This is a genomic window from Streptomyces hainanensis (assembly GCF_004348415.1).
GTDB lineage: Bacteria > Actinomycetota > Actinomycetes > Streptomycetales > Streptomycetaceae > Streptomyces > Streptomyces hainanensis.
Map to the genome: position 1 here is coordinate 1 of NZ_SMKI01000046.1, position 24,961 is coordinate 24,961.

A 24,961-nucleotide genomic window follows, 5' to 3' on the forward strand; every position below is an offset into this window, starting at 1 on the left:
GGTGGGGAGAGCCCCGGCCGGGACGGTCAGCGGTGCCAAGGGCCCCGGATCGCCAGCAGGATGCCCGGTTCCTGGATGTTCGCGTAGAGCGTCTCGCCGTCCGGCGAGAAGTTCACGCCGGTGAACTCGCTGTACTCCGGCTCGTCGGCCGTGCCGATGTTGAACTCGTTGCGTGCCAGCGCCCACGTGCGGCCGTCGTCGGTGGCACCGAACAGGTGCTGGAGGCCGTCGCCGTCCTCCGCGATGATCAGGCCGCCGTAGGGCGAGACGGTGATGTTGTCCGGGCCGTCCAGGCGGCCCTCGCGTGACGGGTCGGCGTTGACGCCGAGCCGCACCTTGAGGGTGACGGTGCGCCGCTTCGGGTCGTAGAACCAGACCTGGCCGTCGTGCGGGGTGCCCGGGCTCTCGTCCCGCGCGTAGGAGGAGACGAAGTAGGCGCCGCCGTCGCCCCACCACATGCCCTCCAGCTTGCGGGCCCGGGTGATCTCGCGCTCGCCGAACTGCTCGCGGATGGAGGTCTCGCGGGCGTCCCGGTCCTCGACGTCCACCCAGTCGACGCCGTAGACGGTGCCGGTCCTGGTGGTGCGGGAGAGGTCGTCGACGAGCCGGCCGCGCGAGTCGTAGCACCGGAACGCCTGGAGGGTGCCCGCGTCGTCGGCCAGGGTGCCGAGGCGACCGCGGCCGTGTCGGAAGTCCTGCGGCGGGACCCAGCGGTAGAAGAGGCCGTTGGGCTCGTCGGCGTCCTCGGTGAGGTAGAGGTGGCCGCGCTTGGGGTCCACGACGACGGCCTCGTGCTCGAAGCGGCCGAGCGCCTTGACGGGACTGGGGGAGCGGTTGGCGTCCCGGTCGTAGGGGTCGACCTCGAACACGTAGCCGTGGTCCTTGGTCATGCCGTTCTCGCCGGCGCGGTCGGCGTTCTCCTCGCAGGTCAGCCAGGTGCCCCACGGGGTGGTGCCGCCCGCGCAGTTGTTGGCGGTGCCGGCGATGCCCACCCACTCGGTGACGTGGTCGCCGCCGTCGACGACCTCGACCACCGTGCAGCCGCCGGGCGCGGCCGGGTCGTAGACCAGTCCTTCGGCCAGCGGCACCGGGTGGTCCCAGTCGGTGCGCGGGCCGTCGAGCTCGTGGTTGACCACCAGCAGGTGGGCGCCGCGCGAGCCCGCGAAGGAGCCGGTGCCGTCGTGGTTGGAGGGGGTGGTCTCGCCGGTGTCGAGCGTGGTCTCGCCGGTCCGGGTGATGACGCGGTAGGAGAAGCCGGCGGGGAGCGAGAGGATGCCGGCCGGGTCGTGCTGGAGCGGGCCGTAGCCGGGCTCGCGGCGACCGCGCCCCCGGTCGTGGCCCGGCTCGCCGACGGCGCCGGGCGCGGTGGCCAGGACCCCGACCGCGCCGGCGAGCGTCAGGCCGGCGCCGGCGGTCACGGAGCGGCTGACGAAGGAGCGGCGGGAGAGGCCGCCCGGCTCCTCGGGGGATTCGCCTGATTCAGGGGATGTGTCGGTGCTCATAGCGCACACCATGGCCGCCGTGGACGACGACCGGTTGAACAGCGGGCGAAGGGGCCGAGGCGTCACAGGCGGTGCGCGGCGCCGGCCGGGGTGGCCCCCGTGGTGTCGAGGAGCAGCTGCGCCTTGGCGGCCAGGCCCTGCAGGTCGTAGGTGGCGTGGTGCTGGAGCAGCAGCGTGAGGTCGGCCGCCGCGGCCGACTCGTATACGGACTCGGCGCGCGGGATCGGCCGCTCGGAGACCCGCCACTCGGCGACGAACGGGTCGTGGAAGACGAGTTGGGCGCCGAGACCGAGCAGTCGGGAGGCCACGTCCCTGGCCGGGGCGCGCTCCTGGTCCGGCTGGTCGGGGCGGTAGGTGACGCCCAGCAGCAGGACGCGGGCGCCGCGCGCCGCCTTGCCGTGTTCGTTGAGCAGCGCGGCGGCCCGCCGGGTCACGTAGCGCGGCATCCGCTCGTTGATCTGCTGGGCCAGCTCCACCAGGGGGAGTCGTCGGCCGGGGTCCATGGGGACGGCGTGGCCGCCCACGCCGGGGCCTGGGCGGACGGCGGGCAGCGCGGCCGGTCGGCTCTCGGCGCAGCGCACCACGTCCCAGACGTCGACGCCGAGGTCGTGGCAGAGCACGGCCATCTCGTTGACCAGGGCGGTGGTGACGTGTCTGAGGTTGGTTTCCAGCACCTTGACGGCCTCGGCCTCCCGCACCCCCCTGGCCCGGACGACGCGGTCGGTGAGCCGGCCGTAGAAGGCGGCGGCGGCCTCGGTGCACGCGGGTGTCAGGCCGCCGATGACGCGCGGTTGACCCGGCGCGCGGTCCGCGGCGTCGAGGCGCCCCGGCGCGTGCGCCAGGTGGAAGTCGCGCCCGGCCCGGAGCCCGGAGCCGCGTTCGAGCAGGGGGCGCACCACCTCCTCGGTGGTGCCCGGGCAGACCGCCGACTCCACCACCACCAGGGTGCGCGGCCGCAGCCGGGGCGCCAGCGCGCTCGCGGCCTCGCGCACGCCGCGGAGGTCGAGCGCGCCGCCGGCTCCCAGCGGGGTCGGGGCGCAGATCAGCGCGGACCGCACCCGGCCGAGCACGGCCGGATCGGTGACGGCGCGGAACCCGGCGGCGAGCATCCGGCGGAGCTGGGGGGTGGAGAGCGCGGTGTCGACCGGCGGGCGGCCGGCGTTGAGGGTGGCCGCGGCCCGGAGGTCGGGGGTGAAGCAGACGGTGTCGATGCCGGCGGCGGTGGCGGCCTGGGCGGCGGGCAGACTCGGCTGGCCCAGGCCGAGGACGGCGAGATCAGCGGGCATAGACGGTACCGCTCCCTTTCCTACCGCCCCCCCTTCGGACTGCAAGTCAGCTTAGGGGCATATATGAAAGATATGGCGTATTGGGCGCCCCTGTGGACAGACGGCGCGCCACATCACGGGAAATGGGGGAGTATCGGAGCAGGGACATCATGACGGCCCTCGGACGGCCGTTCGACGAAGCGATGCGGGCAACGCGATCAGACGACGCGATCGGGAGGCAGGCGTGAAGACAGCCGCACTGGGGCCGGAACAGCGCGCCACGGCACTGGCCCGGATGGCTGAACGGGAGCTCGACGTGCTGGTGGTGGGCGGCGGGGTGGTCGGCGCGGGCACCGCGCTCGACGCCGTGACGCGCGGCCTCACCACCGGCATCGTGGAGGCCAGGGACTGGGCGTCGGGCACGTCGAGCCGGTCGAGCAAGCTGATCCACGGCGGCCTCCGCTATCTGGAGATGCTGGACTTCACCCTGGTCCGCGAGGCGTTGAAGGAGCGCGGGCTGCTGCTCCAGCGGATCGCCCCCCACCTGGTGCGTCCCGTGCCGTTCCTCTACCCGCTCCAACACCGGGCATGGGAGCGCCTCTACGCCGGCTCGGGCGTCGCCCTCTACGACGCCATGGCCACCTCGTCAGGGCACGGCCGCGGCCTGCCGCACCACCGTCACCTGAGCCGCCGTCACGCCCTGCGGATCGCGCCCTGCCTGAAGAAGGAGGCGCTGGTGGGGGCCCTCCAGTACTACGACGCCCAGGTGGACGACGCCCGTTACGTCGCCGCGCTGGTGCGCACCGCCGCCAGCTACGGGGCGCTCGCCGCCAACCGCACGCGGGTCACCGACTTCCTGCGCGAGGGCGAGCGGGTGGTCGGCGTCAAGGTCAAGGACCTGGAGGAGGACGGCAGTTACGAGATCCGGGCCAAGCAGATCGTCAACGCCACCGGCGTCTGGACGGACGACACCCAGGCGATGATCGCCGAGCGCGGCCACCTCCACGTGCGGGCCTCCAAGGGCATCCATCTGGTCGTGCCGAAGGACCGGATCCACTCCACCACCGGCCTCATCCTGCGCACCGAGAAGAGCGTGCTCTTCGTCATCCCCTGGGGCAGGCACTGGATCGTCGGCACCACCGACACCGCCTGGGACCTGGACAAGGCGCATCCGGCCGCGTCGAGCGCCGACATCGACTACCTGCTGGAACGCGTCAACTCGGTGCTCGCCGTGCCGCTCACCCGGGACGACGTCGAGGGCGTCTACGCCGGGCTGCGGCCGCTGCTCGCCGGCGAGTCCGACGCCACGAGCAAGCTGTCCCGCGAGCACACGGTGGCCCATCCGGTGCCGGGCCTCGTGGTCATCGCCGGCGGCAAGTACACCACCTACCGGGTGATGGCCAAGGACGCGGTCGACGCCGCGGTCCACGGCCTCGACCGGCGGGTGGCCCCCTGCTGCACGGAGGAGGTGCGGCTCGCCGGCGCCGAGGGCTACCACGCCCTGTGGAACGCCAGGGCCGGGCTCGCGGCCCGCTTCGGTCTGCACCAGGCGCGCGTCGAGCATCTGCTGCACCGCTACGGCGCGTTGACGGAGGAGGTGCTGGAGCTCATCGCCGCCGACCCCGGTCTCGGGGAGCCGCTGCCGGCCGCCGACGACTACCTCAGGGCGGAGGTGGTCTACGCCTGTTCGCACGAGGGTGCCCGTCATCTGGAGGATGTGCTGACGCGCCGCACCCGGATCTCCATCGAGACGTTCGACCGCGGCACGCGCAGCGCGCGGGAGTGCGCGGAGCTGATGGCGCCGGTGCTGGGCTGGACGGCGGATCAGGTGGCGCGGGAGGTCCAGCACTACGAGAAGCGGGTGGAGGCCGAGCGGGAGTCGCAGCTGCAACCCGACGACCAGACGGCCGACGCCGCCCGCCTCGGCGCGCCGGACACGGTGCCGCTGTAGGCGGCGTCGCGCGTCCGGCTGTCGGTCGGATGGGTGACAATGGCCGGGGAAGCCGGAGGGGACGCGACGCATGGGCCAGCAGGACAAGGGTGAAGCCGACCGGATCACGCCTACCGGGGCGCCGGTGACAGACGATCAGACGACCGCCGACGACGCGGGCGCCGCCGCCGACGCCGGAGGCGGCGAGGGGGCCGCGGCTTCCGAGGCGGACGCCGGCACCGCCGGAGGCGGCGACGCGGCGGCCGAGGGCGAGCGGGCCGAGGCCGTCGCCGGCGACGGCGGCGCGGAGCGCGGCGAGGGCCGCACCGACCGGGAGAAGACGGACGATCCGCGTCCCGCCGTCGCCGCCGAGGCGTCAGGCGGCCGGCTGCTCAACGGCCGCTACCGGCTGGGGTCCGTCGTCGGGCGCGGCGGCATGGGCACGGTGTGGGAGGCCACGGACGAGGTCCTGGGCCGCAGCGTCGCCGTGAAGGAACTGCGGCTGCCGGCCGGCGTCGACGAGGCCGAGCGGCGGCGCATGATCACCCGCACCATGCGGGAGGCCAAGGCCATCGCCACCATCCGCAGCCGAGGCGTCGTCACCGTCTACGACGTCGTGGACGAGGGCGCCAGGCCGTGGATCGTGATGGAGCTGATCGAGGGCCGTTCGCTCGCCGACATCATCCGGCGCGACGGCCCGATGCCGCCCCGGAAGGCGGCCAGGATCGGCCTCGACATCCTCGACGTGCTCCGCGCCGCGCACGCGGCCGGCATCGTGCACCGGGACGTGAAGCCGTCCAACGTCCTCGTCTCCGCCGAGGACGGGCGCGTCGTGCTCACCGACTTCGGCATCGCCAAGGTCGAGGGCGACCCGTCGATCACCTCGACCGGCATGCTGGTCGGCGCGCCGTCCTACATCTCGCCCGAGCGGGCCAGGGGCCAGGCGCCTGGGCCGCCGGCCGACCTGTGGTCGCTCGGCGCCCTGCTCTACTGCTGCGTGGAGGGCCGCGCGCCGTACGACGAGGGCGGGGCGATCGCCACCCTCGCCGCGGTGATGCACGACCCGGTCACCCCGCCCACCCAGGCCGGTTCGTTGGCCGAGGTGATCAACGGGCTGCTGGTCAAGGACCCGGAGGGGCGGCTCGACGAGCCGGCCGCGCGGGAGCTGCTGACCGCGGCGCTGCGCGAGCCGGACCGCTCGGACGACCGCACGGTGGTGGTCGGGCTCGCCAAGCTGGGGCGCGACCCGGGCGAACCGGCGACGGCCGTCGCCCCGGCCGTCGGGCCGGCCGGAGCGGACGACGAGCGGCGGCGCCGGGCACTGATCGCCGCCGCCGTGGTGGTCGTCCTCCTCGCCGTGCTCGGCACCACCCTCGCCCTGACGCTCGGCGGGGACGACGACGCCGGCGCGGACGACCGGTCGGCCGGCGGGGAGCAGACGCAGGACGTCGGCGACGATTCGGCCGACGACCCCGTTGACGGGCCGTCGGGCGAGACCGACCAGGACCCGGACCAGGGGCAGGGCGACGATTCGGCCGACGAGCCGTCCACGCCGGCCGAGGAGGAGGGCGACGGCGGCGCGGAGGAGGGCGACGCGCCCCCCGGCACCTCGCCGGAGACCGATCCGGACGCGGAGCCCGGCGGCCCGGCCGGATACGCCGAAATCGTGGATGAGGACTTCCGGTTCCGGATATCGTTGCCGCAGGGCTGGGAGCGCGTCGGCATAGCCGGCCAGAACTCGGGCGGCATATACAGCGCGTCGGCCGGCGGGCTCCCCAAGCTCCAGGTGGACTTCACCGACAGCCCGGGGGAGGACGCCGAGGCGTCCTGGCGTGAGTTGGAGCCGACGGTCCGCCGCAACAGCAACGACTACGAACTGCTGGGCATCGAGACGGTGAGCTGGCGGGACTATCCCACCGTCGCCGACTGGGAGTTCGAGCGCACGGAGAACGGCGAGCGGGTCCGGGTGCTGAACCGTGGCTTCCGGGTCGACGACGACCATGGTTACGCGATCATGATCACCTGCGCCGCCGACGCATGGGACGAGAGCGGCTGCGAGACGCTCCGCGAGACGGCGTTTCAGACGTTCCAACCCCAGGACTGAACCATAACTGGAGTTGACGGACCGTAGCCGTGGTGCGGCTACGACCCGTATCGTGGAAGACCGGTTGTGCCCGGAGCGCGGGAGCGGTGGGGAGGCTTCATGGACCACTACACGGGTCGGCTACTCGCCGATCGCTACCGGCTCCCCAGGACCCCCGCCGACGAGTTCGAGTTCGTCGAGTCCCGGGCCTTCGACACGGCGAGCGGCCAGGAAGTCCTGGTGCGGCAGGTTCCGTTGCCCGAGGTGGTGGACGCCGAGACGCTCGACGACGACGGCTACCCGGGCCGGCCGGCCGGCGGGCGCGGAGCCGGTGCCGACCGCGCCACCCGGGTGCCCGACGATCCGGTGGTCAGGCGGGCCGTCGAGGCCGCCGCGGCCGCCGCCGGGCTGCCCGACCACCCGCGCCTCGACCAGGTCTTCGACGTCTTCGTGCAGGGCGACGGCCTCTGGATCGTCAGCGAGTTACTGCCCGCGAGGCCGCTGGCCGCCGTGCTGGCCGAGGAGCGGCTCGGCCCCTACCGGGCGGCCGAGGTGGCCGCCGACCTGCTGGCCGCGCTGCGGATCGTGCACGCCCACGGCTGGACCCACGGCAACGTCACCACGCGCACCGTGCTGATCTGCGACGACGGGCGCGCCGTGCTGACCGGCCTGGCGGCCGGGGCGGCGGAGGAAGTGCTGTGCGGCTACGACCCGTTGCCCTCTCCCGGCGTGCCGGAGACGTTCGTGCGGGAGCCGGGGCCGCGCCCCGCCGACCCCACCGAGACCGGGGAGCTGCCCCGGGTGAGCACCGGCGCCGACTGGGGCACCGGCGCCCTGCCGCAGATCACCCAGGGGGCCCAGCTCCCGCACGCCCACCAGCCGCCCCAGGCGCCGCAACCTCCCCAGACCTTCCAGACGGATCAGGGCCCGCCAGGCCCCGGGCTCGCCTGGGCGCCCGAGGGCGCCGAGGCGCCGGGCGCACCCCAGGACACCCCGTGGCCGGGTAACGGCGGCGGGCAGCATGTCGATCCGCTGGCCGTCAGCGCGCCGCCGCCCGGGTTCGTCCGGGAGGGGCCGCAGAGTCCCGGGCCCGAGGCGTACCGGCGTTGGCAGCGCGGTGGCAACGGCGAGCAGCCGGCGGCCGATCTGGTGGCCAGGATGCGCAGCCAGGGCGGCCAGCCGCCGCAGGGCGACGGGCTGCCGAGCAGTTGGGACTTCGAGGGCGGCGACGCCCCCACCGCCGCCGAGCGGGCCGCGGCCGAGCGCGCCGCCCGCAGCGGCGCCATCGCGGCGTACCGCGCCGGCACCCAGGCCGGCGCCGCCCGGCGCGGCGGCGCGCCGGCCGAGCTGCCGGGCGCGGGCCACCCGAACCAGCCGGCGGCCCGCTCCGGGTGGGAGCCGCCGCCGAAGCCCGCGCACCATTCGCAGCAGATCCCCCAGGTGCGGCTGCCCCAGCAACACCAGGAGCCGCGGCCGCAGCTCGCGTACGCACCGCACTCGGCGGCCGCCGAGGCCGTCGAGCGGTACCGCGGCCCCGACAGCGCGCTGGCCGCCGAGCGCGCCAGGCAGGCGCGCATCATGACGGTCGGCGCCGTCACCGAGCGCTGGGCGCCCGAGCAGGCGGGCCCGGTGTACGAACACTGGCGGCTGGCCCCGCCCGTCGGCCCGGCGGCCGACTTCTGGGCCCTCGGCGCCCTGCTCTTCCGCGTGGTGCAGGGCCACCCGCCCTACCCCGAGGAGAGCGCCGCCGAGCTCGCCCAGGCCGTCTGCGCCGAGCAGCCGGCGTTCGCCGAGGAGTGCGGGGCGCTCCGCCCCGTGATCGAGTCGCTGCTCCGGCAGGACCCGACCGAGCGGCCGCGCGCCGAGGAACTGCGCGGCTGGCTGCGTTCGCTGCTGCGCAGCGCCCCCGAGCCCGAGGTGGGCCGGGGCACCGCGACCGCGCCGCCGCCCGCGCTCGAGCCTGGGCGTCCCTCCGACCCCCGCCGGCTGCCGATCCTGCGCCGCCGCGGCGAGATAGTGGGTCCGCGCCGCCGCCCGCGCCAGCGGGGGCAGCGGAGCCCGCGCCGCCTCGGCCGAGCCCTGATCTCCCTGGTGATGCTCGGCCTGGCCGGTGCCGTCGCCTACGTGCTGGCGTTCATGTCCGACGAGCCGGACACCAGGCCGGCGTCGAACGAGGGCAACGCGAGCGAGGGCCGCCCGGAGGCCGAGGCGCCGCCCGCCGGCGAGCAGGATCCGGCCGACGAGCCCACGGCCGGGGAGAGCGGACAGGCGGCCGATCCCGACGGGGAGGGCGACAGCGAGCCGTCGCCGGCCGAGGGCGACCAGGAGCCCGCCCCGCCGCCCGAGGGCTTCGGCGCCGTCGAGGACGAGGCCGGCTTCGCCCTCGCCGTGCCCGACGGCTGGCAGCGCCAGGGGCCGAACGGCAACGCCCAGATCATCTACGGCGACGGCGACCTGGAGATCCTGGTGGTCGCCGGCCGGGACGGCGCCGAGGAGTTCGGCGACGAGCCGATGGACTACCAGCTCAACGGGCAGCCCGAGTTGGCCGCCCAGCGCGCCTACCAGTACTCCACCCAGTCGGGGCTCATCGAGACCCGGGTGGGCAACGTGCGGATGGCCGACGGCGTGTTCGGCTGGCGCGAGGACGGCGTGGACGTCCTCGCGTACAACCGGGTGCTGCTGGTCAACGGCTCGTACCACATCGTGATGGTGCGCGGCCCGGCCAGCGAGCGCGACCGGCTGGCCGAGATCTCCGACGTGACCTCCGGCAGCTACCGGGCCGGCGGCTGAGCCGCCACCGCACGAAAGGTGTTACCGGCCGGTAGGCAGTGGCCGGTGCCCGGTCGTACCCTCCGGCTATGACGACTCCGCTGTCCGAGACGCGGGCCCGCGCCGCCCGCGTGGTCACCCCCGAGCTGGTGGCGCGGCTGACCCACGGCGTGCCGGGCGGCGAACCGGCCACCGTCCACAGCCCGTTGACGGGTGAGCCGCTCGCCGAGCTGCCGATCGCCACCCCGGACGACGTCTCCGCCGCCTTCGACCGCGCCCGCGCCGCCCAACACGCCTGGGCCGCGCGCCCGGTGCGGCAGCGGGCCGCCGTGCTGCTGCGCCTCCACGACCTGCTGCTCCGCCGGCAGGGCGAGGTGCTCGACCTGATCCAGCTGGAGACCGGCAAGGCCAGGCTGCACGCGCACGAGGAGGTGCAGGCCGTGCTGGCCGCCGCCCGCCACTACGGCCGCGCCGCCCCCGGCTACCTGCGGCCGCGCCGGCGCCCCGGCGCGTTCCCGGTGCTCACCCGGGTCCGCGAACTGCGCCACCCGCGGGGGGTGGTGGGGCACATCTCGCCGTGGAACTACCCGCTGGAACTGTCGGCGGGCGACGTGTTGCCGGCCCTGGTCGCCGGCAACGCGGTGGTGATGAAGCCGGACACCAGGACCGCGCTGACCGCCCTGTGGGCGCGCCGGCTGCTGGTGGAGGCCGGGCTGCCGGAGGACGTCTGGCAGGTGGTGCTCGGCGACGGGCCGGTCGTCGGCCCACTGCTGGTGCGGCACGCCGACTACGTGACCTTCACGGGCTCCACCCGTACCGGCCGCGAGGTGGCCGGGGGCGCGGCGGCCCGGCTGATCGGCGTCAGCCTGGAGCTGGGCGGCAAGAACGCCATGCTGGTGCTCCGGGACGCCGACCTGGACCGGGCGGCGGCCGGCGCGGTGCGCGGCTGCTTCTCGTCCGCCGGCCAACTGTGCGTCTCCATGGAGCGGTTGTACGTGCACGAGGCGGTCGCCGACGAGTTCCTGCGCCGGTTCGTGGCCCGCACCGCCGCGCTGCGGCTCGGCGCCCCGCTCGACTACGGCACGGACGTCGGCTCGCTCGTCTCGCAGGCCCAACTCGACACCGTCACCCGGCACGTGACGGACGCGGTGGCGCGCGGCGCGACCGTGCTCGCGGGCGGCCGGGCCCGCCCCGACCTCGGCCCGTACTTCTACGAGCCGACGGTGCTGGACGGCGTCACGCCCGAGATGCCGGTGTGCGCGGAGGAGACCTTCGGACCCGTGGTCTCGGTCTACCGGTTCACCGACGAGGACGACGCCGTCGACCGCGCCAACGCCACGCCCTACGGCCTGAACTCCAGCGTCTGGTCACGGGACGCCAGGCGCGCCAGGCGGCTCGCGGCCCGGCTGCGCACCGGCACCGTCAACGTCAACGAGGCGTACGCGGCGGCGTACGGCAGCGTCCGAGCGCCGATGGGCGGCATGGGCGACTCCGGGCTCGGCAGGCGGCACGGCGCGGAGGGGATACTCAAGTACACCGAGTCCCAGTCCGTGGCCGAGCAGCGACTGGTGCCGATGGGGCCCGCGTTCGGCCTCGACGACCGGGGCTACGCGGCGTTCCTGAACCGCGCGCTGCGGGTCATGAAGGCGCTGCGGATGCGCTGAGCGGCCCGCCGGGGCGCCCGGGCCGTGAGCGGCCCGCCGGGGCGCCCGGGCCGGCGCACGGCGAAGGGGCCCGCCCCCCGGGGGATTGGGAGCGGACCCCTTCGGTCGGTGAGGCGCTGCCGTCAGGCGGCGGCGCCGTTCTGGCGGCGGCGGACGGTGACCATGGTGCCGACGCCGAGCGCCACGGCCGTCGCGCCGGCCAGCGCGAACAGCGGGAGCCGGGAGTCGGAACCGGTCTCGGCCAGCCGGCCGTTGGTCGGGATCTGCTCCAGGCCGCCCTGCGGCGCCGGGCGGTTGCCGCCGACCCCGCTGCCCACGGCGTCGTCCGGCTCGTCGACGTCGGCGCCGGGGGCGACCACGTCGAACTCGTAGACGTTCCAGTCGGAGTCCTGGCAGACGCCGTCGGCGTCCACGTACACGCCGGAGGTCATGGCCCAGCCGAAGCCCTCGGCGGAGGCGGGCACCCGCAGCCGCATCCGGGCCTCCGCGTACTCACCGGGCGCCAGCGCGTCGGTGCTGCCGAAGTAGCCGAACTCGTCCTCGATCGTGACCCACTGGCCGTCCACGAACCACTCGAGCTCGGGCTCGAACCAGGAGTCGTCCCAGCTCGCGTTCGTGTCGACGGCCTCGGCGGCGACGAACGCGTGGAGCGCGTCGACCGGCTCGTCCAGGGTGTTGGTGATCCGGTAGGTGAACTCGGACCACTCGCCGGCGACCACCGTGGACGGCAGGCCGATCAGCTCGGTGGCGACGGGCGCGTCCAGCGACCAGTCGACGCACTCCTCCTCGCCCGGCAGCGGCTCCTCGGGGGCCTCGGGCTCCTCCGGCGCCTCGGTCTCCGGCGCTTCGGTCTCGGGTGCCTCCGTCTGGGGGGCCTCGGTCTCCGGCGCGCTCGGCTCCAGGTCGCCCGGCTCCTCGGCGCCCTCCTCGGCGGGTGTCTCCTCGGCGGGCGCCTCGGTCTCGGTGGCGTTCGGGGCCGGGGTCTCGGTCTCCGTGGCGTCCGGGGACTCCGTGACCACCTCTTCCCCGGTGACCCCCGGGGTGGGCTCCCCCTCCGTCGCCTGCGCGGCGCTCGCGGTCGCCAGCAGGGCGGCGGGAGCCAGGACGGCGGTGGCGGCGGTGGCGGCCAGTGCCCGGCGGAGCTTCATCTGGGCCCTCTCGAAAGGTGGGTGCTGTCGTGAGTGGGGGGATGTCGTGATGCACCTGTTCCGACTGACCACAAGCGGAAAGAGTTGTGTCAGTTGTGGTCACGAAACGGAAACGGTGTGTTTGAAGTTGGCCGCCGGGCCGCGCCGAACACGACGAAGCCGAAGCCGAAGCCGAACACGACGAAGGGGCCCCGGCCATCCCGGCCGGGGCCCCTTCTCTCAGCACGGGCGACAGGGCGGCGCCCGGTGCTGTGCGGCAGTGCCCGGGGGGTAGACACCGCTGCCGTTGGTCGGACCATTGGAGGGGGGTACGCCTGATCCGCCAACTCGTCTTCGGTTCTCACTGCATCGTGCGGGATGCGGAGGCGATCCCGCAAGAGCACGGCGGCCGGTCCCCGGCGTCCCGGGAACCGGCCGCCCGAGGTCGTGACCGGCCTGCTGTCCCCTGCCGTCCGGCCACCGCACCGGAGCGAGGTCCCACGACGCACCCACCCTCGCCACACCGCGGAGGGCCGGTGCGTCTCTTCGCCCCGGGGACACTGCCTTCAACGAAGCCGGCGCGGCACCGGTCACGCTCCGTACGGGTGACTCGCCGCACAGGGGCGCAGTCAGGCGCGACCGCGGCACAGTTCGAGGAGCGTCATGGCCAGCCGGGTGCCCGGCTCGCCCAACTGCTCGTGGTAGCGGCGCAGAATGTCGTTCTCCCTGGTCAGCTGCAGGCGTCGGCCGCCGGCCTCGATCCGGGCGCGCTGAATCCCCTCCGAGACCCCCACGCGCTCCCTGACCAGCTCGATGATGCGGGCGTCGAGCGCGTCGATCCGCCCCCGCGCCTCGTCGATCAGTCGCCCGTGGTCGCTGGTGGTGCCGGTTTCGGTGGTGTCCATGTCCGATCGATCTCCTCGTGTGGCGAGGACGGCCGGCAATGACGCGCGCCCCGGGCCGCCGCTCATGGGGCCCGGGGCGCGTGGGAAAGTCGCTGGTCAGTGCGGTGCGCAGCGCGTCCCGTGGCAGCCGGCCGGGCCGGTGCCGTAGGTAAAGAGCGGGCTGCGGGGCACATCGCGAAGCACGCCTCCGAGTATGCCATCTAGACTCGGTGGCACACCCCCCTCGGTTCCACCGCCGGAAGGCACGCAGCGCCGGATGGTGAAGAAAGGCAGCAGCTTCGTGGCACACGTGGCAGACCCGGCCGGCCCCGACATGACCGCTTCGGACACGGACGTGGTCCTCGTCGTCGACTTCGGGGCCCAGTACGCCCAGCTCATCGCCCGCCGGGTGCGCGAGGCCCGCGTCTACAGCGAGATCGTCCCGTCCACCATGCCGGTGGCCGAGATGCTGGCCCGCAAGCCACGCGCGATCATCCTCTCCGGCGGTCCCTCGTCCGTCTACGCCGAGGGCGCCCCGGGCATCGACCCGGCGCTGTTCGCCGCGGGTGTGCCGGTCCTCGGCCTCTGCTACGGCTTCCAGCTGATGGCCACGGCGCTCGGCGGCACCGTCGAGCACACCGGCGCCCGCGAGTACGGGCGCACCGTGCTGAGCGTGGTCGGCAAGCCCTCCACGCTCTTCGACGGCACCCCGGCCGAGCAGCAGGTGTGGATGTCGCACGGCGACGCCTGCTCCGCCGCCCCCGAGGGCTTCACGGTCACCGCCGCCACCGACACCGTCCCGGTGGCCGCCTTCGAGAACGACGAGCGGCGGCTCTACGGCGTGCAGCACCACCCCGAGGTGCTGCACTCCACCTACGGCCAGCAGGTGTTGGAGCACTTCCTCTACCGGGGCGCCGGGCTCACCCCGTCCTGGACCACCGGCTCCATCGTCGAGGAGCAGGTCACCGCGATCCGCGCCCAGGTCGGGAAGAAGCGGGCCATCTGCGCGCTCTCCGGCGGCGTGGACTCGGCGGTGGCCGCGGCCCTCGTCAACCGCGCCATCGGCGAGCAGCTGACCTGCGTCTACGTCGACCACGGCCTGATGCGCAAGGGCGAGACCGAGCAGGTCGAGAAGGACTTCGTGGCCTCGACCGGCGTCAAGCTGGTGGTGGTCGACGCGGCGGAGCGCTTCCTCGCCGCCCTGGCAGGGGTCTCCGACCCGGAGCAGAAGCGGAAGATCATCGGCCGGGAGTTCATCCGGGTCTTCGAGCAGGCCCAGGCCGAGCTGGTCGCCGAGGCGGGCGCGGTCGGCGAGGACGTGGCGTTCCTCGTCCAGGGCACCCTCTACCCGGACGTGGTGGAGTCGGGCGGCGGCACCGGCACCGCCAACATCAAGTCCCACCACAATGTCGGCGGCCTGCCGGAGGACCTCGAGTTCGAGCTGGTCGAGCCGCTGCGCAAGCTGTTCAAGGACGAGGTACGGATGGTGGGCCGGGAGCTCGGCCTGCCCGAGGAGATCGTCCACCGCCAGCCGTTCCCCGGCCCCGGCCTCGCCATCCGCATCGTCGGCGAGATCACCAGGGACCGCCTGGAGATCCTGCGCGACGCCGACGCGATCGTCCGCGAGGAGCTGACGGCCGCCGGCCTCGACCGCGACATCTGGCAGTGCCCGGTCGTCCTGCTGGCCGACGTCCGCAGCGTCGGCGTCCAGGGCGACGGCCGCACCTACGGCCACCCGATCGTGCTGCGCCCGGTCTCCTCCGAGGACGCCATGACCGCCGACTGGTCCCGGCTCCCCTACGACCTGCTGGCCAGGATCTCCAACCGCATCACCAACGAGGTGCGCGACGTGAACCGCGTCACCCTCGACATCACCAGCAAGCCGCCCGGCACCATCGAGTGGGAGTAGGGGCCCCGGCGGCCGGCCACCCGGCGGCCGGCCGGCCGCCGGCTAGCAGGTCCCGGCCCGCGGGCGCACCATGGACGTGGTGCGACGTGGGCAGGAGGAATCGGTGGCGTCCGACGAGGCTCGGCCCGAGTCCGAACTCGGGTTCACCCCGCGGGGCAGCCCTGGGCCGCTCGAGGTGGCGAACGCCGCCACGGTGGTGATCGGCCCGGGCGGCATCGTCGTGGGCTGGACCCGGGCGGCGGAGGAGCTGCTCGGCTATCCGGCGGCCGAGGTGGTGGGGCGTTCCGCCGCCACGCTGCTGACGGCGCCGGGTGACCGGGTGCGGGCGGCGGCCGTGGCCCGCCGGTGCCGCACGGGGGCGAGCTGGGCCGGCACGGCGATCGTGAGGGCCAGGGACGGGCGGCACGTCGAGGCCCAGCTGCGGGTCTCCCCGCCCTTCTCGCTCGACGGCCGGGAGTGCTTCCTCGTCTCCGCGGGCGAGCGGAACCCGTCGCAGACCGTGAGCGGGTCGTTGCTCGAAGGGCTCCTCACCCGGTCGCCGATCGGCATGGCCGTGATGGACACGGAGCTGCGCTACGTGTGGCTCAACGACACCCTCGAACGCGCCGGCGGCGTGCCGCGCGAGCAGCGGCTCGGCCGCCGGCTCAGCGACCTGCTGCCCGGCCTCGACGCCCAGGAGCTCGAGCGGCTGATGGCCGAGGTGCGGGACACCCGCACGCCGCTGATCGACCACGAGTACACGGGGTGGAGCTGGGCCGATCCGCGGCGCCAGCACGCCTACTCCAGCTCGTTCTTCCCGCTCGTCGACGACGAGGACCGGGTGCGGGGCGTGTGCTACCTGGTCATGGACGTCACCGACCGGTGGGAGGCACGGCAGCGCCTGGCGTTGATCAAGGAGGCCAGCGTGCGGATCGGCAGCACCCTGGACCTCGAACGCACCGCGCAGGAACTCGCCGACGTCGCCGTTCCCCGGCTCTCCGACTTCGCCGCCGTCGACCTGCTGGAGCCGGTGCTGCACGGCGACGAGCCGACCGTCCAGGCCGTCGACACCAGCCCCCTGATGCGGCGCTGCGGCCTGCGGTCGGTGCGCGAGGGGACCCCCGAGGCGGTCGACAGGCTCGGCGAGCACGTCGGCTTCCTGCCGCCCCACCACGACAGCCGGTACCTCGTCGACGGCGACGCGATGCTGATCCCCTCGCTCGACCCCGACGAGGAGACGTGGGCACGGGACTACCCCGAGCGGGCGCGGACGATGCGCGAGTTCGGCCTGCACTCGCTGCTGGTCGTCCCCCTGCGGGCCCGGGGCGTGACGCTGGGGCAGGCGATCTTCCTGCGGTCGACCAATCCCGCCCCGTTCGTGTCGGACGACCTGCTGCTCGCCCGCGAGTTGGTGGACCGGGCCGCGGTGTGCGTCGACAACGCCCGCCGCTACAGCCGGGAACGGGCCGCCGCGCTCGCCCTGCAACGCAGCCTGCTGCCCAGCCGGCTGATCGGGGGGATCGCGCTGGACGTGGCGTCCCGGTACCTGCCGGCCCAGGCCCGCGACGGGGGAGGGGGCGTGGGCGGCGACTGGTTCGACGTGATCCAGCTCTCCGGGGCCAGGGCCGCCCTCGTCGTCGGCGACGTGGTGGGGCACGGCGTCACCGCGGCCGTGACGATGGGCCGGCTGCGGACGGCGGTGCGCACCCTCGCCGACATGGAACTGCCGCCCGAGGAACTGCTCGCCCACCTCGACGACTGGGCGATCCGGGTCATCGAGGAGGAGACGGGCGACCAGGCCGCCGCCGCCGCGACCGTGCTCGGCGCCACCTGCCTGTACGCCGTCTACGACCCGATCACCCGGCGGTGCACGCTGGCCAGGGCGGGGCATCCGCCACCCGCCATCGTCACCCCCGACGGCGACGTCACCTTCCCCGAACTCCCGGCCGGGCCCCCGCTGGGCCTCGGCGGGCTGCCCTTCGAGCCGGCCGAGATCGAGCTCCCCGAGGGCAGCCTGATCGCGCTCTACAGCGACGGGCTCGTCGAGTCACCCGACCAGGACATCGACGCCGGGATGTCCCGCCTCGGGCAGGCCCTGGCACGGCCGGAACGGCCGCTCGACGAGCTGTGCACGGCGGCGACGGAGCGCCTGGGCGGCGGCCCGCCGTTCGACGACGTGACCCTGCTGCTGGCCCGCACCCACGCGCTGACCGCCGAACGGGTCGCCTCCTTCGAGTTCCCCTCCGACCCGGCCGTGGTGGCGAACGCCCGCGCCGAGGCGGGGAGACAGCTCTCGCGCTGGGGCCTGACGGACCTGACCATGACCGCGGAGCTGCTGGTCAGCGAGCTGGTCACCAACGCCATCCGGTACGCCAGCGGCCCGGTCAGGCTGCGGCTCATCCGGCAGTCCGTCCTCACCTGCGAGGTGGCGGACACCAGCAGCACCTCGCCACGGCTGCGACACCCCAGGACCCTGGACGAGGGCGGCCGCGGCCTCTTCCTGGTCGCCCAACTCGCGCGCCGCTGGGGCACCCGCTACGTCGGCGAGGGCAAGACCATCTGGGCCGAACTCGACGTCCGCCACACCCCCGAGGCGGTCGCGGCCTGACACCGGACGCGCACCCAGCGGCTCAGACCAGGCGGCGCGCGGTGGCCCAGCGGGTCAGTTCGTGGCGGTTGGAGAGCTGGAGCTTCCGCAGCACCGCCGAGACGTGGCTCTCGACCGTCTTCACCGAGATGAACAGCTCCTTGCCGACCTCCTTGTACGCGTAGCCGCGGGCGATCAGCCGCAGCACCTCGCGTTCGCGCTGGGTCAGCCGGTCCAGGTCCTCGTCGACCGGGGCGGCGTCGGAGGACGCGAAGGCGTCCAGGACGAAGCCCGCCAGCCGGGGGGAGAAGACCGCGTCGCCGTCGGAGACCCGGAAGATGGCGTCGACCAGGTCGGTGCCCGTGATGGTCTTGGTGACGTAGCCGCGCGCGCCGCCGCGGATCACGCCGATGACGTCCTCCGCCGCGTCGGACACCGACAGGGCGAGGAAGCGCACCGAGCGCTCGGCCGCGGACGTCAGGGAGGCGCAGCGGCGCAGCACCTCCACCCCGCCGCCACCCGGCAGGTGCACGTCGAGGAGGACGACGTCGGGCCTGGTCGCCTTGATCACGGTGGCGGCCTGGTCGGCGTCGCCCGCCTCGCCCACCACCTCGACGCCGGTCGTCTCGGTCTCGCCGATCTCGGCGCGCACCCCGGCGCGGAACATCCGGTGGTCGTCGACGAGGACCACCCGGGCATGTCGCTCTGCTGTCATTCCGCTCGCTCCATCGTCAGCTCCACCTCTGTGCCCTCGCCCGGGGTCGACCGGACCCGTGCCGTGCCGCCGTGCCGTCGCATCCGGCCGATGATGGACTCGCGCACACCCATCCGGTCCGCCGGCACCGCGTCCGGGTCGAAGCCCGGGCCGCGGTCGCGGACCGACACGAAGACCGTGCGCCCCTCCACCTCGGCGAAGACCCGCACCGGGCCGCCTTCGCCACCGTACTTGGCCGCGTTCACCATCGCCTCACGGGCCGCCTGGAGCTGGGCGCCCAGCGCCTCGTCCACCGGGCAGTCGCCCACGCACACCACCTCGATCGGCACCCCGTGGTGGTCCTCGACCTCGGCCACCGTGGCGCGGACGGCCTCGGCGAAGGTGCGCGGCTCCTCGTCCTCGGACTCGGCCGCCGGGGACGACGGCTCCGCGGACTTGTAGAGCCAGGCCCGCAACTCCCGCTCCTGGGCGCGCGCCAGCCTGGCCACCTCGCGGGAGTTCTCCGCGTTCCGCTGGATCAGGGTGAGGGTGTGCAGCACCGAGTCGTGGACGTGCGCGGCGACCTCGGCCCGCTCCTGGGCCCTGATCCGCATCGTCCGCTCCTCGGACAACTCCTGCACCACCCGCACCAGATAGGGGCCGAGCAGCAGCGCGATGCCCACCACCACGGCGACCGACGCCTGCGCCGCCACGCTCAGGCTCTCCGCCGAGCCGGGGCCCAGGCCCACGACGAACACCACGATGCCGCTGATCACCAGCGTGGCGCCGGCCGCGCCGCGCGCCAGCGGCCACCAGCGGCTCCGCTTGGTGGCGGCCGCCCAGCGCGCCCGGCTCGCGTTGTCCGCCTGCCGCCACACCACGGCCGCGCCGGTGCCGATGATCAGCAGCGGCCACAGATAGCCGCCCGAGATCGGCACCTGGATGTTCACGCCGAGCACCGAGAGCGCGCACACCATCATCAGGAACGCGGCGAGCTGCCGCTTGTCGGGACGGTGCGGGCGGTGCAGCCTGGCCAGCTTCCAGTGCCGGCGGCGGCGGGGCGGCGCGGCCGTCTCCGACCGCTCCGGCACGCCGAGCGGCACCACGAACCAGAACAGGCCGTAGAGCACCACGCCGAGGCCGTTCGCCATGGCCAGCACGAAGAACGCGAGCCGCACCCAGGACGCCGGCAGCCCCACATGGCCCGCCAGGCCGCGCGCGACCCCGCCGAGCCAGCGGCCGTCCGCGCTGCGGTAGAGCTTGCGCAGCGGCGGCTCCTCCGGCGCAGGGACGCCGGCGCCCGGCCGGCCGGCGGGCGCCGCGACGGACGCCGCCTCGGCCTGGGCGGCGGGCGGCGCCGGAGGTGGTGCGGGGGTCATGCCTCGATCGTCACATGCCGCACCCCCTCCTGACATCAGGGTGTACCCGCAGGATCCTCCCGGCGGCGCCTCAGGGACGACTCCGGGGAGCCCCGGATACCGTCGCCGCCAGCCGGCCGCCACCATGGTGAGCATGACAGAGCATGCGGCCGCGCCGGTGGCGCCGGAAGAACGGCTGGCCCGCAGCCGCCGCCACAAGGTCGTCGGCGGAGTCTGCGGCGGTCTCGGACGCTACTTCAACCTCGACCCGGTGATCTTCCGGGTGCCGGTCGCGATCCTCTCGGTGCTCGGCGGCGTCGGCCTGATCGCCTACGGACTCGCCTGGCTGCTCATCCCGTTCGAGCGGGAGGAGGAGCACGAGGGCCGCCGGCTGCTCTCCGGCCGCGTCGAGGGCCCCGGGCTCACCGCGCTGCTGTTCATCGTCGCCGGCTGCGGGCTGCTGCTCGCCACCATCGGCGACGACGGCGGGGTCGCCTGGTTCTCCGTGCTGGTCTTCGGCGCCCTCGCCGGCGTCGCCTCCTGGTCGAGGCGGCGCGGCGACGAGACCGTCACCATGAACCCGCAGGGCGTCGCCCAGGTCGTCGCCGAGGCGCCCCCCGAGGCGCACGCGCCGCCGGCGCCGCTCGGCCCCTCCTGGTGGCAGGGCGCCGCCGCCCGGCAGGACCAGGGCTACCTGTGGGGCCCGGCCGACGCCAGGCCGGGCGACTACGCGCCGGGCACCGTGCCGGGCGCCCGGCCGCCCATGGAGGGCGGCCCGCCCGTCCCACCGCCGCCCGCCAAGCCCCGCGAGTGGCCGTTCAGCGCGCTGGTGCTGCTGCTCGCCCTCGGCGCCTGCGCGGCCGGCACCGCCATCGCCTGGAGCAGCCAGCCACTCGGCGCCGCGCTCTCCGTCGGCCTCGCCTCGGCCCTCGCGGTCTTCGGCCTCGGCCTGGTGTTCAGCGCCTTCCGCGGCCGGCTCGGCGCGGGCACCGTCGCCGCGGTCATCGTCACCAGCGTGCTGCTCGGCGCGGCCTCCGTGCTGCCCGACAACATCACCACCAGCGTCAGCACGCCCGTCTGGCGGGTGACCTCGGCCGACCAGCTGCGCCCCGGCTACGAGCTCGGCAGCGCCGACGCCCAACTCGACCTGTCCGCCCTGGCGGTCGCGCCTGACGAGCGCCTCAGCACCCGTGTCGAGGCCGGCGCCGGGCAGGTCACCGTGCTGGTGCCGCTCGACGTCACGGTGGTGGTGCGCGAGGAGATCACCATCGGCGCCTTCACCTACCAGCCGCTGAACGACGACAGCGAGCTCACCAGGATCGACGAGTTCAACGGGGGGATCGACGTGAGCGGCACCCACACCTACGAGCCGGAGCCGGGCGTGGAACCCGGCGGCACCATCGAGCTCGACCTGGAGCTCGGCATCGGCCACCTGTCCGTCCAGCGCGTCGCCGAGGAGTCCCGATGATCAGGCGGCACCGCTTCGAACCGGCCCGGCTCGTGCTCGGCCTCGCCCTGCTGCTGGTGGCCGTGATCCACCTGGCACGGGCCCTCGACGACGACGTGTCCGTGCCGGTGCCGGCGCTGCTCGCCCTGCCCGGCGTCGGGCTGCTGCTGGCCGCCGCCGTGGCGATGGTCACCGTGGCCGCGCGGCACAACCGCGCGTCGCGGCGGTGCGGCCGGGACGAGCCGGCCGTGGCCGGCGGCGAGGGTGCCGAGCGGGTCAGTCCGCCACGGTGATCGCGTACCGGCCCGACTCGGTGCCGGCCGCCGTGATCACCTGCACGTCCACCCGGCCCGCGTCCAGCTCGGCCGGCACCGGCACCGTCAGCCGGGTGTCCGACGGGTTGCTGAACCCGCCGGCCACCGGCACCAGCGGCACCGGCACATGCACCCCGCCGATCCGCACCACCGTCTCCGCCAGCCGGTCGGCCGACTCGGCGCCGGCCGGCACGAAGCCGGAACCGCGGATCTCCAACTCGTCCCCGTGCCGGATCGGCGCGTGCAGGTCGCCGGGCTCCCGCACCCGGACGATCGACTGGATCACCGGCCGGCCGCCCTCCGTGTACTTGGCCGCCAGATAGGTCAGCGCCGACACCGCGACCAGCAGCGCCACCGCCCACGGCAGGTTCGGCAACTCGCCGGGGTGCCGGGCGAGACGGGTCGCGGCGAGCGCCAGCGCCGCCGCGTTCACCAGGACGTACTGGGTGTCGGGGAAGCTGCCGCGGCGGCCGTCGTCGGTCAGCAGGTCGGTGGCCCGCGGCCGGGCCGCGCGCACCTTCTGCATCCGGAAGCCCCGCACCCGGGTCGCCACCGTGTGCCGCACCCATACCGTCACCGCGCAGGACAGCGCCACGGCCGTCAACAGGCCACCGCCGTGCGCCAGGTCGAAGCCGCCGAGCAGCGCGTCACGCTCCGCCGCCCCGGTCGTGCCCGCCAGCGTGATCGCCAGCACCAGCACCGCGTAGCCGGCCAGCAGCAGCCAGCCGGCGGAGACCGCCCGGGACGTCGACAGCCGGTTGTCCTCGCCGACCAGCGGGGCCAACACCCCGCCCCTCGCCCGGTGCAGCCACGCCGCCAGCGACAGCGGGACCGCCAGCAGCACGGCGGCCAGCAGACCCGCCGTCCGGGGCAGCGTCCAGCCGGTGCCGACGGCCGTCAGCGCCTGGCCGAGCAGCAACGCCACCACCGCCGACCACACCACCACCAGGCTGCGCACCGCCGAGCGCGTCAACCAGACCGAGCCGGCGAGCCTGGCGCGCTCCGAGACCTCGTGGGCCGAGCGCGTCAACTCGTCCGATATCCACTGCCTGGTGGCCTCGGGGGAGTACGCCACGGCCTCCGGTATCCCGGTGCCGGCCGCCAACTCGTCCCGCCGGCCGCGAAACGCCGCGACGGCCTGCCGGTACCCGGGGCCGGCGCCCACCGGGCAGTCGCCGCACGTGCAACCACGTGTGTGCCGGGTTGCCGCGCTGCTGCCACGGGACGCCTCGACGGCCACTGTGCTCCCCTGCCCCCTGCCTCGCGCTGCCCGGTGCCACCCACCCGGCGGCACCGACCCGGTACCCCCCTCAGCCTAGCCGGGCCGCGGCACCGCCTCAGCCGGGCCGGGTGGCGGCCACCAGGGGCATCGAGTCGACCGGGGCGAGGCGCACCGGGGTGCCGGGTCGGGAGGCGTGGATGATCTGGCCGTCGCCCACGTACATCCCGACATGGCTCAGCCCCGAGTAGTAGAAGACCAGGTCGCCGGGGCGCAGCGCGCTCCGCGGGACCCGGGCGCCGGCGTCGACCTGGCTGTAGCTGGTGCGCGGCAGCGAGACGCCGGCGGCGGCCCAGGCCGCCTGGGTCAGGCCCGAGCAGTCGTAGGCGTCCGGCCCCGTGGCGCCCCAGCCGTACGGCTTGCCGAGCTGGGCGTAGGCGAACGCGACGGCCGCCGCGGCCCGCCGGCCCGGCGCGGCCGGCAGCGTGGCCGGGGCCCCGGCGGGTGCGGTCGCCCGGACGGCGCCCGCGCCCTCCTCGGCCAGGGCGGCGGCGCGCTCGCTCTCACTGAGCGTGGCGAGCAGCCGCTCGGCCTCGGCCAGCCGCGTCTCCACCTGCTCCCGCTGCGCGCGGGCGTCGCGCTCCGCCTCCTCCAACGCGGCGGCCTGCCCCTCGGCCTCGGCGCGCAGCCGCTCCACCTCGCGCAGCTGCTCCTGGACGCCGAGCAGCGCCCTGGCCTGCCGGTCGCCGCTGCGGCCCACCTGGGCGGCGCGGCCCAGGAACTCGTCCGGGTCGCTGGAGAGCGCGAGCTGCACGCTGGCCGGCAGGCCGGCCGCCCGGTACTCGGCGCTGGCCTGCGAACCCAGCGCGTCCCGCACGCGGTTCAGCTCGGCGGCGCGGCGCGCGGCCTCGTCCGTCAGCCGGTCGAGCTCGCGGCGCGCCTCGCCGGCGGCCTCGGTGGCCGCGTTGAACTCCTCGGTGGCCACCTCGGCCTCGTGGTGCAGCGCCTCCACCCTGTCCCGCACCTCGCCCGTGCTGGGCTGCGGGTCGGCCAGCGCCACGCCGCCGAGCGCGCTGGCCGCGCCGGCCAGGGTCAGGGTGGTGGCCGCCGTGCGGATGGGTTTTCGATACACCGACGCGGCGGAAGGACGCCAGAGTCTCCTGCGATGGTGAGCCATGGCCCAGGACGCTAAACGTCGGCGACGGCCTCACCGGCCATACGACCGGGATTGATGGCAATCACCTGGATTCCCCTGAATGGCGGCGGGAGTTGAGCAGGCGCGTGACGGAATGGTTTCGCAGTGTGTGCGGAACTGATCGGTGGTGGGAGGGTCAGTTTCCGGCGGCCTCGGCCTCGTCGGCCGCGTCGACCGCCTGCTGGATGGCGCCCTCGAACTGCTCCAGCGGCTGCGCCCCCAGCAACGGCCGGCCGTTGACCAGGAAGGAGGGGGCGGTGCTCGCCCCCAGGCTCAGCCCCTCCTCGCTGTCCCTGGTCAGCGTCTCGGTCGCCGCGTCCGACTCCATGTCGGCCAGGAACCGGTCCACGTCCGGCACGCCGGCCTGCTCCGCCAGCTCCGGCAGCCGGTCCTCGGCGAACCTGCCGCTGTTCTGGTGGAACTCCTCACCGAGCGCGAGCCGGTAGAACTCCCAGAACCTGCCCTGCTGCCCGGCCGCCCACGAGGCGCGCGCCGCGGCGTCCGACTCCGGGCCGTTGATCGGGAACTGCCGGAACTCGATGCGGAGCACGCCGGAGTCCACGAACTCCTGGACCAGCCGGTCATGGGTGTCACGGGCGTGGGAGCCGTCGAACGCGCTCTGGAAGTCGGTGTACTGAAGCATGACGACGGGCGCGTCGACCTCGCCGAGCGCGTACGGATCATCCGCGTCGCGCCGCTCCAGGGCGGCGGCCGGATTCTCCTCCGAGCCGTTCTGCGACTGGTCCTGGCCGCTCCCGTCGGCACCGCCGCCGCCGCTGCCGCTGCCGCCGTTGCCGCCGCCTCCGCCGAGGGCGGCCACCGCTCCGATGACGAGGGCGCACACCAGCAGTGCGGCCAGGATCGCCACGCCGAACCTGACCGGCGCGGGGCGGCTGGCCGCCGCGGGCCTGGCCGCCGTCGGCCTGGCCGAGGCCGGCCGGCCGTTCTTCGGCTTCCTGCTGCGGGAGACGGGCATGCGGTCCAGCCTAAGCGGTCCTCGCTGGGGCGGGTGTCTCGGGCGTTCCTCCCCCACCC

The 24,961-nt window shown here is 74.8% G+C and carries 17 protein-coding genes; 8 read left to right on the forward strand and 9 right to left on the reverse strand.

Annotation, left to right across the window (positions count from 1 at the left end; translation table 11 throughout):
• Positions 1-26: 26 nt before the first annotated feature.
• Together E1283_RS06455 and E1283_RS06460 are read right to left on the reverse strand one after the other, a co-directional pair.
• Positions 27-1,502 (reverse strand): alkaline phosphatase PhoX, encoded by a 1,476-nt coding sequence (locus E1283_RS06455; protein WP_132816918.1) that lies wholly within the window; start codon positions 1,500-1,502, stop codon positions 27-29.
• 62 nt (positions 1,503-1,564) lie between these two features.
• Positions 1,565-2,788, reverse strand: a complete 1,224-nt coding sequence (locus E1283_RS06460; protein WP_132816919.1) for a nucleotide sugar dehydrogenase — start codon at positions 2,786-2,788, stop codon at positions 1,565-1,567.
• Positions 2,789-3,011: 223 nt separating this feature from the next.
• Between E1283_RS06460 and E1283_RS06465 the strand changes: the two genes are divergently transcribed.
• From E1283_RS06465 to E1283_RS06480, 4 genes are all read left to right on the forward strand, one after another.
• A complete protein-coding gene (locus tag E1283_RS06465; RefSeq protein WP_132816920.1) occupies positions 3,012-4,718 on the forward strand; it encodes a glycerol-3-phosphate dehydrogenase/oxidase in 1,707 nt (568 codons plus the stop codon).
• A 124-nt stretch (positions 4,719-4,842) separates the two neighbouring features.
• Positions 4,843-6,801 carry a serine/threonine-protein kinase gene (locus E1283_RS06470; RefSeq protein ID WP_243744640.1) on the forward strand — a complete coding sequence of 653 codons (1,959 nt, stop codon included), beginning with the start codon at positions 4,843-4,845 and terminating at the stop codon, positions 6,799-6,801.
• 99 nt (positions 6,802-6,900) lie between these two features.
• Positions 6,901-9,570 (forward strand): protein kinase family protein, encoded by a 2,670-nt coding sequence (locus tag E1283_RS06475; RefSeq protein ID WP_132816922.1) that lies wholly within the window; start codon positions 6,901-6,903, stop codon positions 9,568-9,570.
• A gap of 68 nt (positions 9,571-9,638) precedes the next feature.
• On the forward strand, positions 9,639-11,213 hold the full coding sequence (locus E1283_RS06480) for a succinic semialdehyde dehydrogenase (RefSeq protein WP_132816923.1): 1,575 nt from the start codon (positions 9,639-9,641) through the stop codon (positions 11,211-11,213).
• A gap of 122 nt (positions 11,214-11,335) precedes the next feature.
• Here the strand turns inward: E1283_RS06480 and E1283_RS06485 are convergent, their stop codons facing one another.
• Together E1283_RS06485 and E1283_RS06490 are read right to left on the reverse strand one after the other, a co-directional pair.
• Positions 11,336-12,361, reverse strand: coding sequence for an LPXTG cell wall anchor domain-containing protein (locus E1283_RS06485; RefSeq protein WP_132816924.1), 1,026 nt, complete (start codon positions 12,359-12,361; stop codon positions 11,336-11,338).
• Positions 12,362-12,969: 608 nt separating this feature from the next.
• Positions 12,970-13,245, reverse strand: coding sequence for a chorismate mutase (locus E1283_RS06490; protein ID WP_132816925.1), 276 nt, complete (start codon positions 13,243-13,245; stop codon positions 12,970-12,972).
• 313 nt (positions 13,246-13,558) lie between these two features.
• On the opposite strand from E1283_RS06490, the gene guaA reads away from it, so the two are divergent.
• Both guaA and E1283_RS06500 read left to right on the forward strand, forming a co-directional pair.
• Positions 13,559-15,133, forward strand: coding sequence for a glutamine-hydrolyzing GMP synthase (guaA, locus tag E1283_RS06495; RefSeq protein WP_132816934.1), 1,575 nt, complete (start codon positions 13,559-13,561; stop codon positions 15,131-15,133).
• A gap of 79 nt (positions 15,134-15,212) precedes the next feature.
• Positions 15,213-17,720 carry a SpoIIE family protein phosphatase gene (locus tag E1283_RS06500; RefSeq protein ID WP_425086138.1) on the forward strand — a complete coding sequence of 836 codons (2,508 nt, stop codon included), beginning with the start codon at positions 15,213-15,215 and terminating at the stop codon, positions 17,718-17,720.
• Positions 17,721-17,742: 22 nt separating this feature from the next.
• Here E1283_RS06500 and E1283_RS06505 read toward each other — a convergent pair whose 3' ends face one another.
• Positions 17,743-18,414, reverse strand: coding sequence for a LuxR C-terminal-related transcriptional regulator (locus E1283_RS06505; protein WP_132816927.1), 672 nt, complete (start codon positions 18,412-18,414; stop codon positions 17,743-17,745).
• The gene (locus E1283_RS06510; RefSeq protein ID WP_132816928.1) at positions 18,411-19,772 is read right to left on the reverse strand and encodes an ATP-binding protein; all 1,362 of its coding nucleotides are present in this window, start codon (positions 19,770-19,772) and stop codon (positions 18,411-18,413) included. Before E1283_RS06510 ends, E1283_RS06505 begins: the two co-directional genes overlap by 4 nt.
• Positions 19,773-19,905: 133 nt before the next feature.
• On the opposite strand from E1283_RS06510, the gene E1283_RS06515 reads away from it, so the two are divergent.
• Together E1283_RS06515 and E1283_RS06520 are read left to right on the forward strand one after the other, a co-directional pair.
• Positions 19,906-21,219, forward strand: a complete 1,314-nt coding sequence (locus E1283_RS06515) for a PspC domain-containing protein (protein WP_132816929.1) — start codon at positions 19,906-19,908, stop codon at positions 21,217-21,219.
• Complete coding sequence (locus tag E1283_RS06520) at positions 21,216-21,491, forward strand: hypothetical protein (RefSeq protein WP_132816930.1); 276 nt, start codon at positions 21,216-21,218, stop codon at positions 21,489-21,491. Before E1283_RS06515 ends, E1283_RS06520 begins: the two co-directional genes overlap by 4 nt.
• Here E1283_RS06520 and E1283_RS06525 read toward each other — a convergent pair.
• From E1283_RS06525 to E1283_RS06535, 3 genes are all read right to left on the reverse strand, one after another.
• Entirely contained in the window at positions 21,475-22,752 is a 1,278-nt protein-coding gene (locus tag E1283_RS06525) for a hypothetical protein (protein ID WP_132816931.1), read from the reverse strand. The genes E1283_RS06520 and E1283_RS06525 overlap by 17 nt on opposite strands.
• 97 nt (positions 22,753-22,849) lie before the next feature.
• Positions 22,850-23,908, reverse strand: a complete 1,059-nt coding sequence (locus E1283_RS06530) for a C40 family peptidase (RefSeq protein WP_132816932.1) — start codon at positions 23,906-23,908, stop codon at positions 22,850-22,852.
• Between the two features lie 154 nt (positions 23,909-24,062).
• The gene (locus tag E1283_RS06535; RefSeq protein WP_132816933.1) at positions 24,063-24,902 is read right to left on the reverse strand and encodes a DsbA family protein; all 840 of its coding nucleotides are present in this window, start codon (positions 24,900-24,902) and stop codon (positions 24,063-24,065) included.
• Positions 24,903-24,961: the final 59 nt, after the last annotated feature.

Excerpts from the sequence above, each read along its gene's own strand:
- E1283_RS06475 (WP_132816922.1), top strand. The coding sequence starts at position 6,901 with ATGGACCACTACACGGGTCGGCTACTCGCCGATCGCTACCGGCTCCCC.
- E1283_RS06530 (WP_132816932.1), bottom strand. The coding sequence starts at position 23,908 with ATGGCTCACCATCGCAGGAGACTCTGGCGTCCTTCCGCCGCGTCGGTG.
- E1283_RS06505 (WP_132816927.1), bottom strand. The coding sequence starts at position 18,414 with ATGACAGCAGAGCGACATGCCCGGGTGGTCCTCGTCGACGACCACCGG.
- E1283_RS06510 (WP_132816928.1), bottom strand. The coding sequence starts at position 19,772 with ATGACCCCCGCACCACCTCCGGCGCCGCCCGCCGCCCAGGCCGAGGCG.
- guaA (WP_132816934.1), top strand. The coding sequence starts at position 13,559 with ATGACCGCTTCGGACACGGACGTGGTCCTCGTCGTCGACTTCGGGGCC.
- E1283_RS06485 (WP_132816924.1), bottom strand. The coding sequence starts at position 12,361 with ATGAAGCTCCGCCGGGCACTGGCCGCCACCGCCGCCACCGCCGTCCTG.
- E1283_RS06535 (WP_132816933.1), bottom strand. The coding sequence starts at position 24,902 with ATGCCCGTCTCCCGCAGCAGGAAGCCGAAGAACGGCCGGCCGGCCTCG.
- E1283_RS06515 (WP_132816929.1), top strand. The coding sequence starts at position 19,906 with ATGACAGAGCATGCGGCCGCGCCGGTGGCGCCGGAAGAACGGCTGGCC.
- E1283_RS06520 (WP_132816930.1), top strand. The coding sequence starts at position 21,216 with ATGATCAGGCGGCACCGCTTCGAACCGGCCCGGCTCGTGCTCGGCCTC.
- E1283_RS06490 (WP_132816925.1), bottom strand. The coding sequence starts at position 13,245 with ATGGACACCACCGAAACCGGCACCACCAGCGACCACGGGCGACTGATC.
- E1283_RS06455 (WP_132816918.1), bottom strand. The coding sequence starts at position 1,502 with ATGAGCACCGACACATCCCCTGAATCAGGCGAATCCCCCGAGGAGCCG.
- E1283_RS06460 (WP_132816919.1), bottom strand. The coding sequence starts at position 2,788 with ATGCCCGCTGATCTCGCCGTCCTCGGCCTGGGCCAGCCGAGTCTGCCC.
- E1283_RS06480 (WP_132816923.1), top strand. The coding sequence starts at position 9,639 with ATGACGACTCCGCTGTCCGAGACGCGGGCCCGCGCCGCCCGCGTGGTC.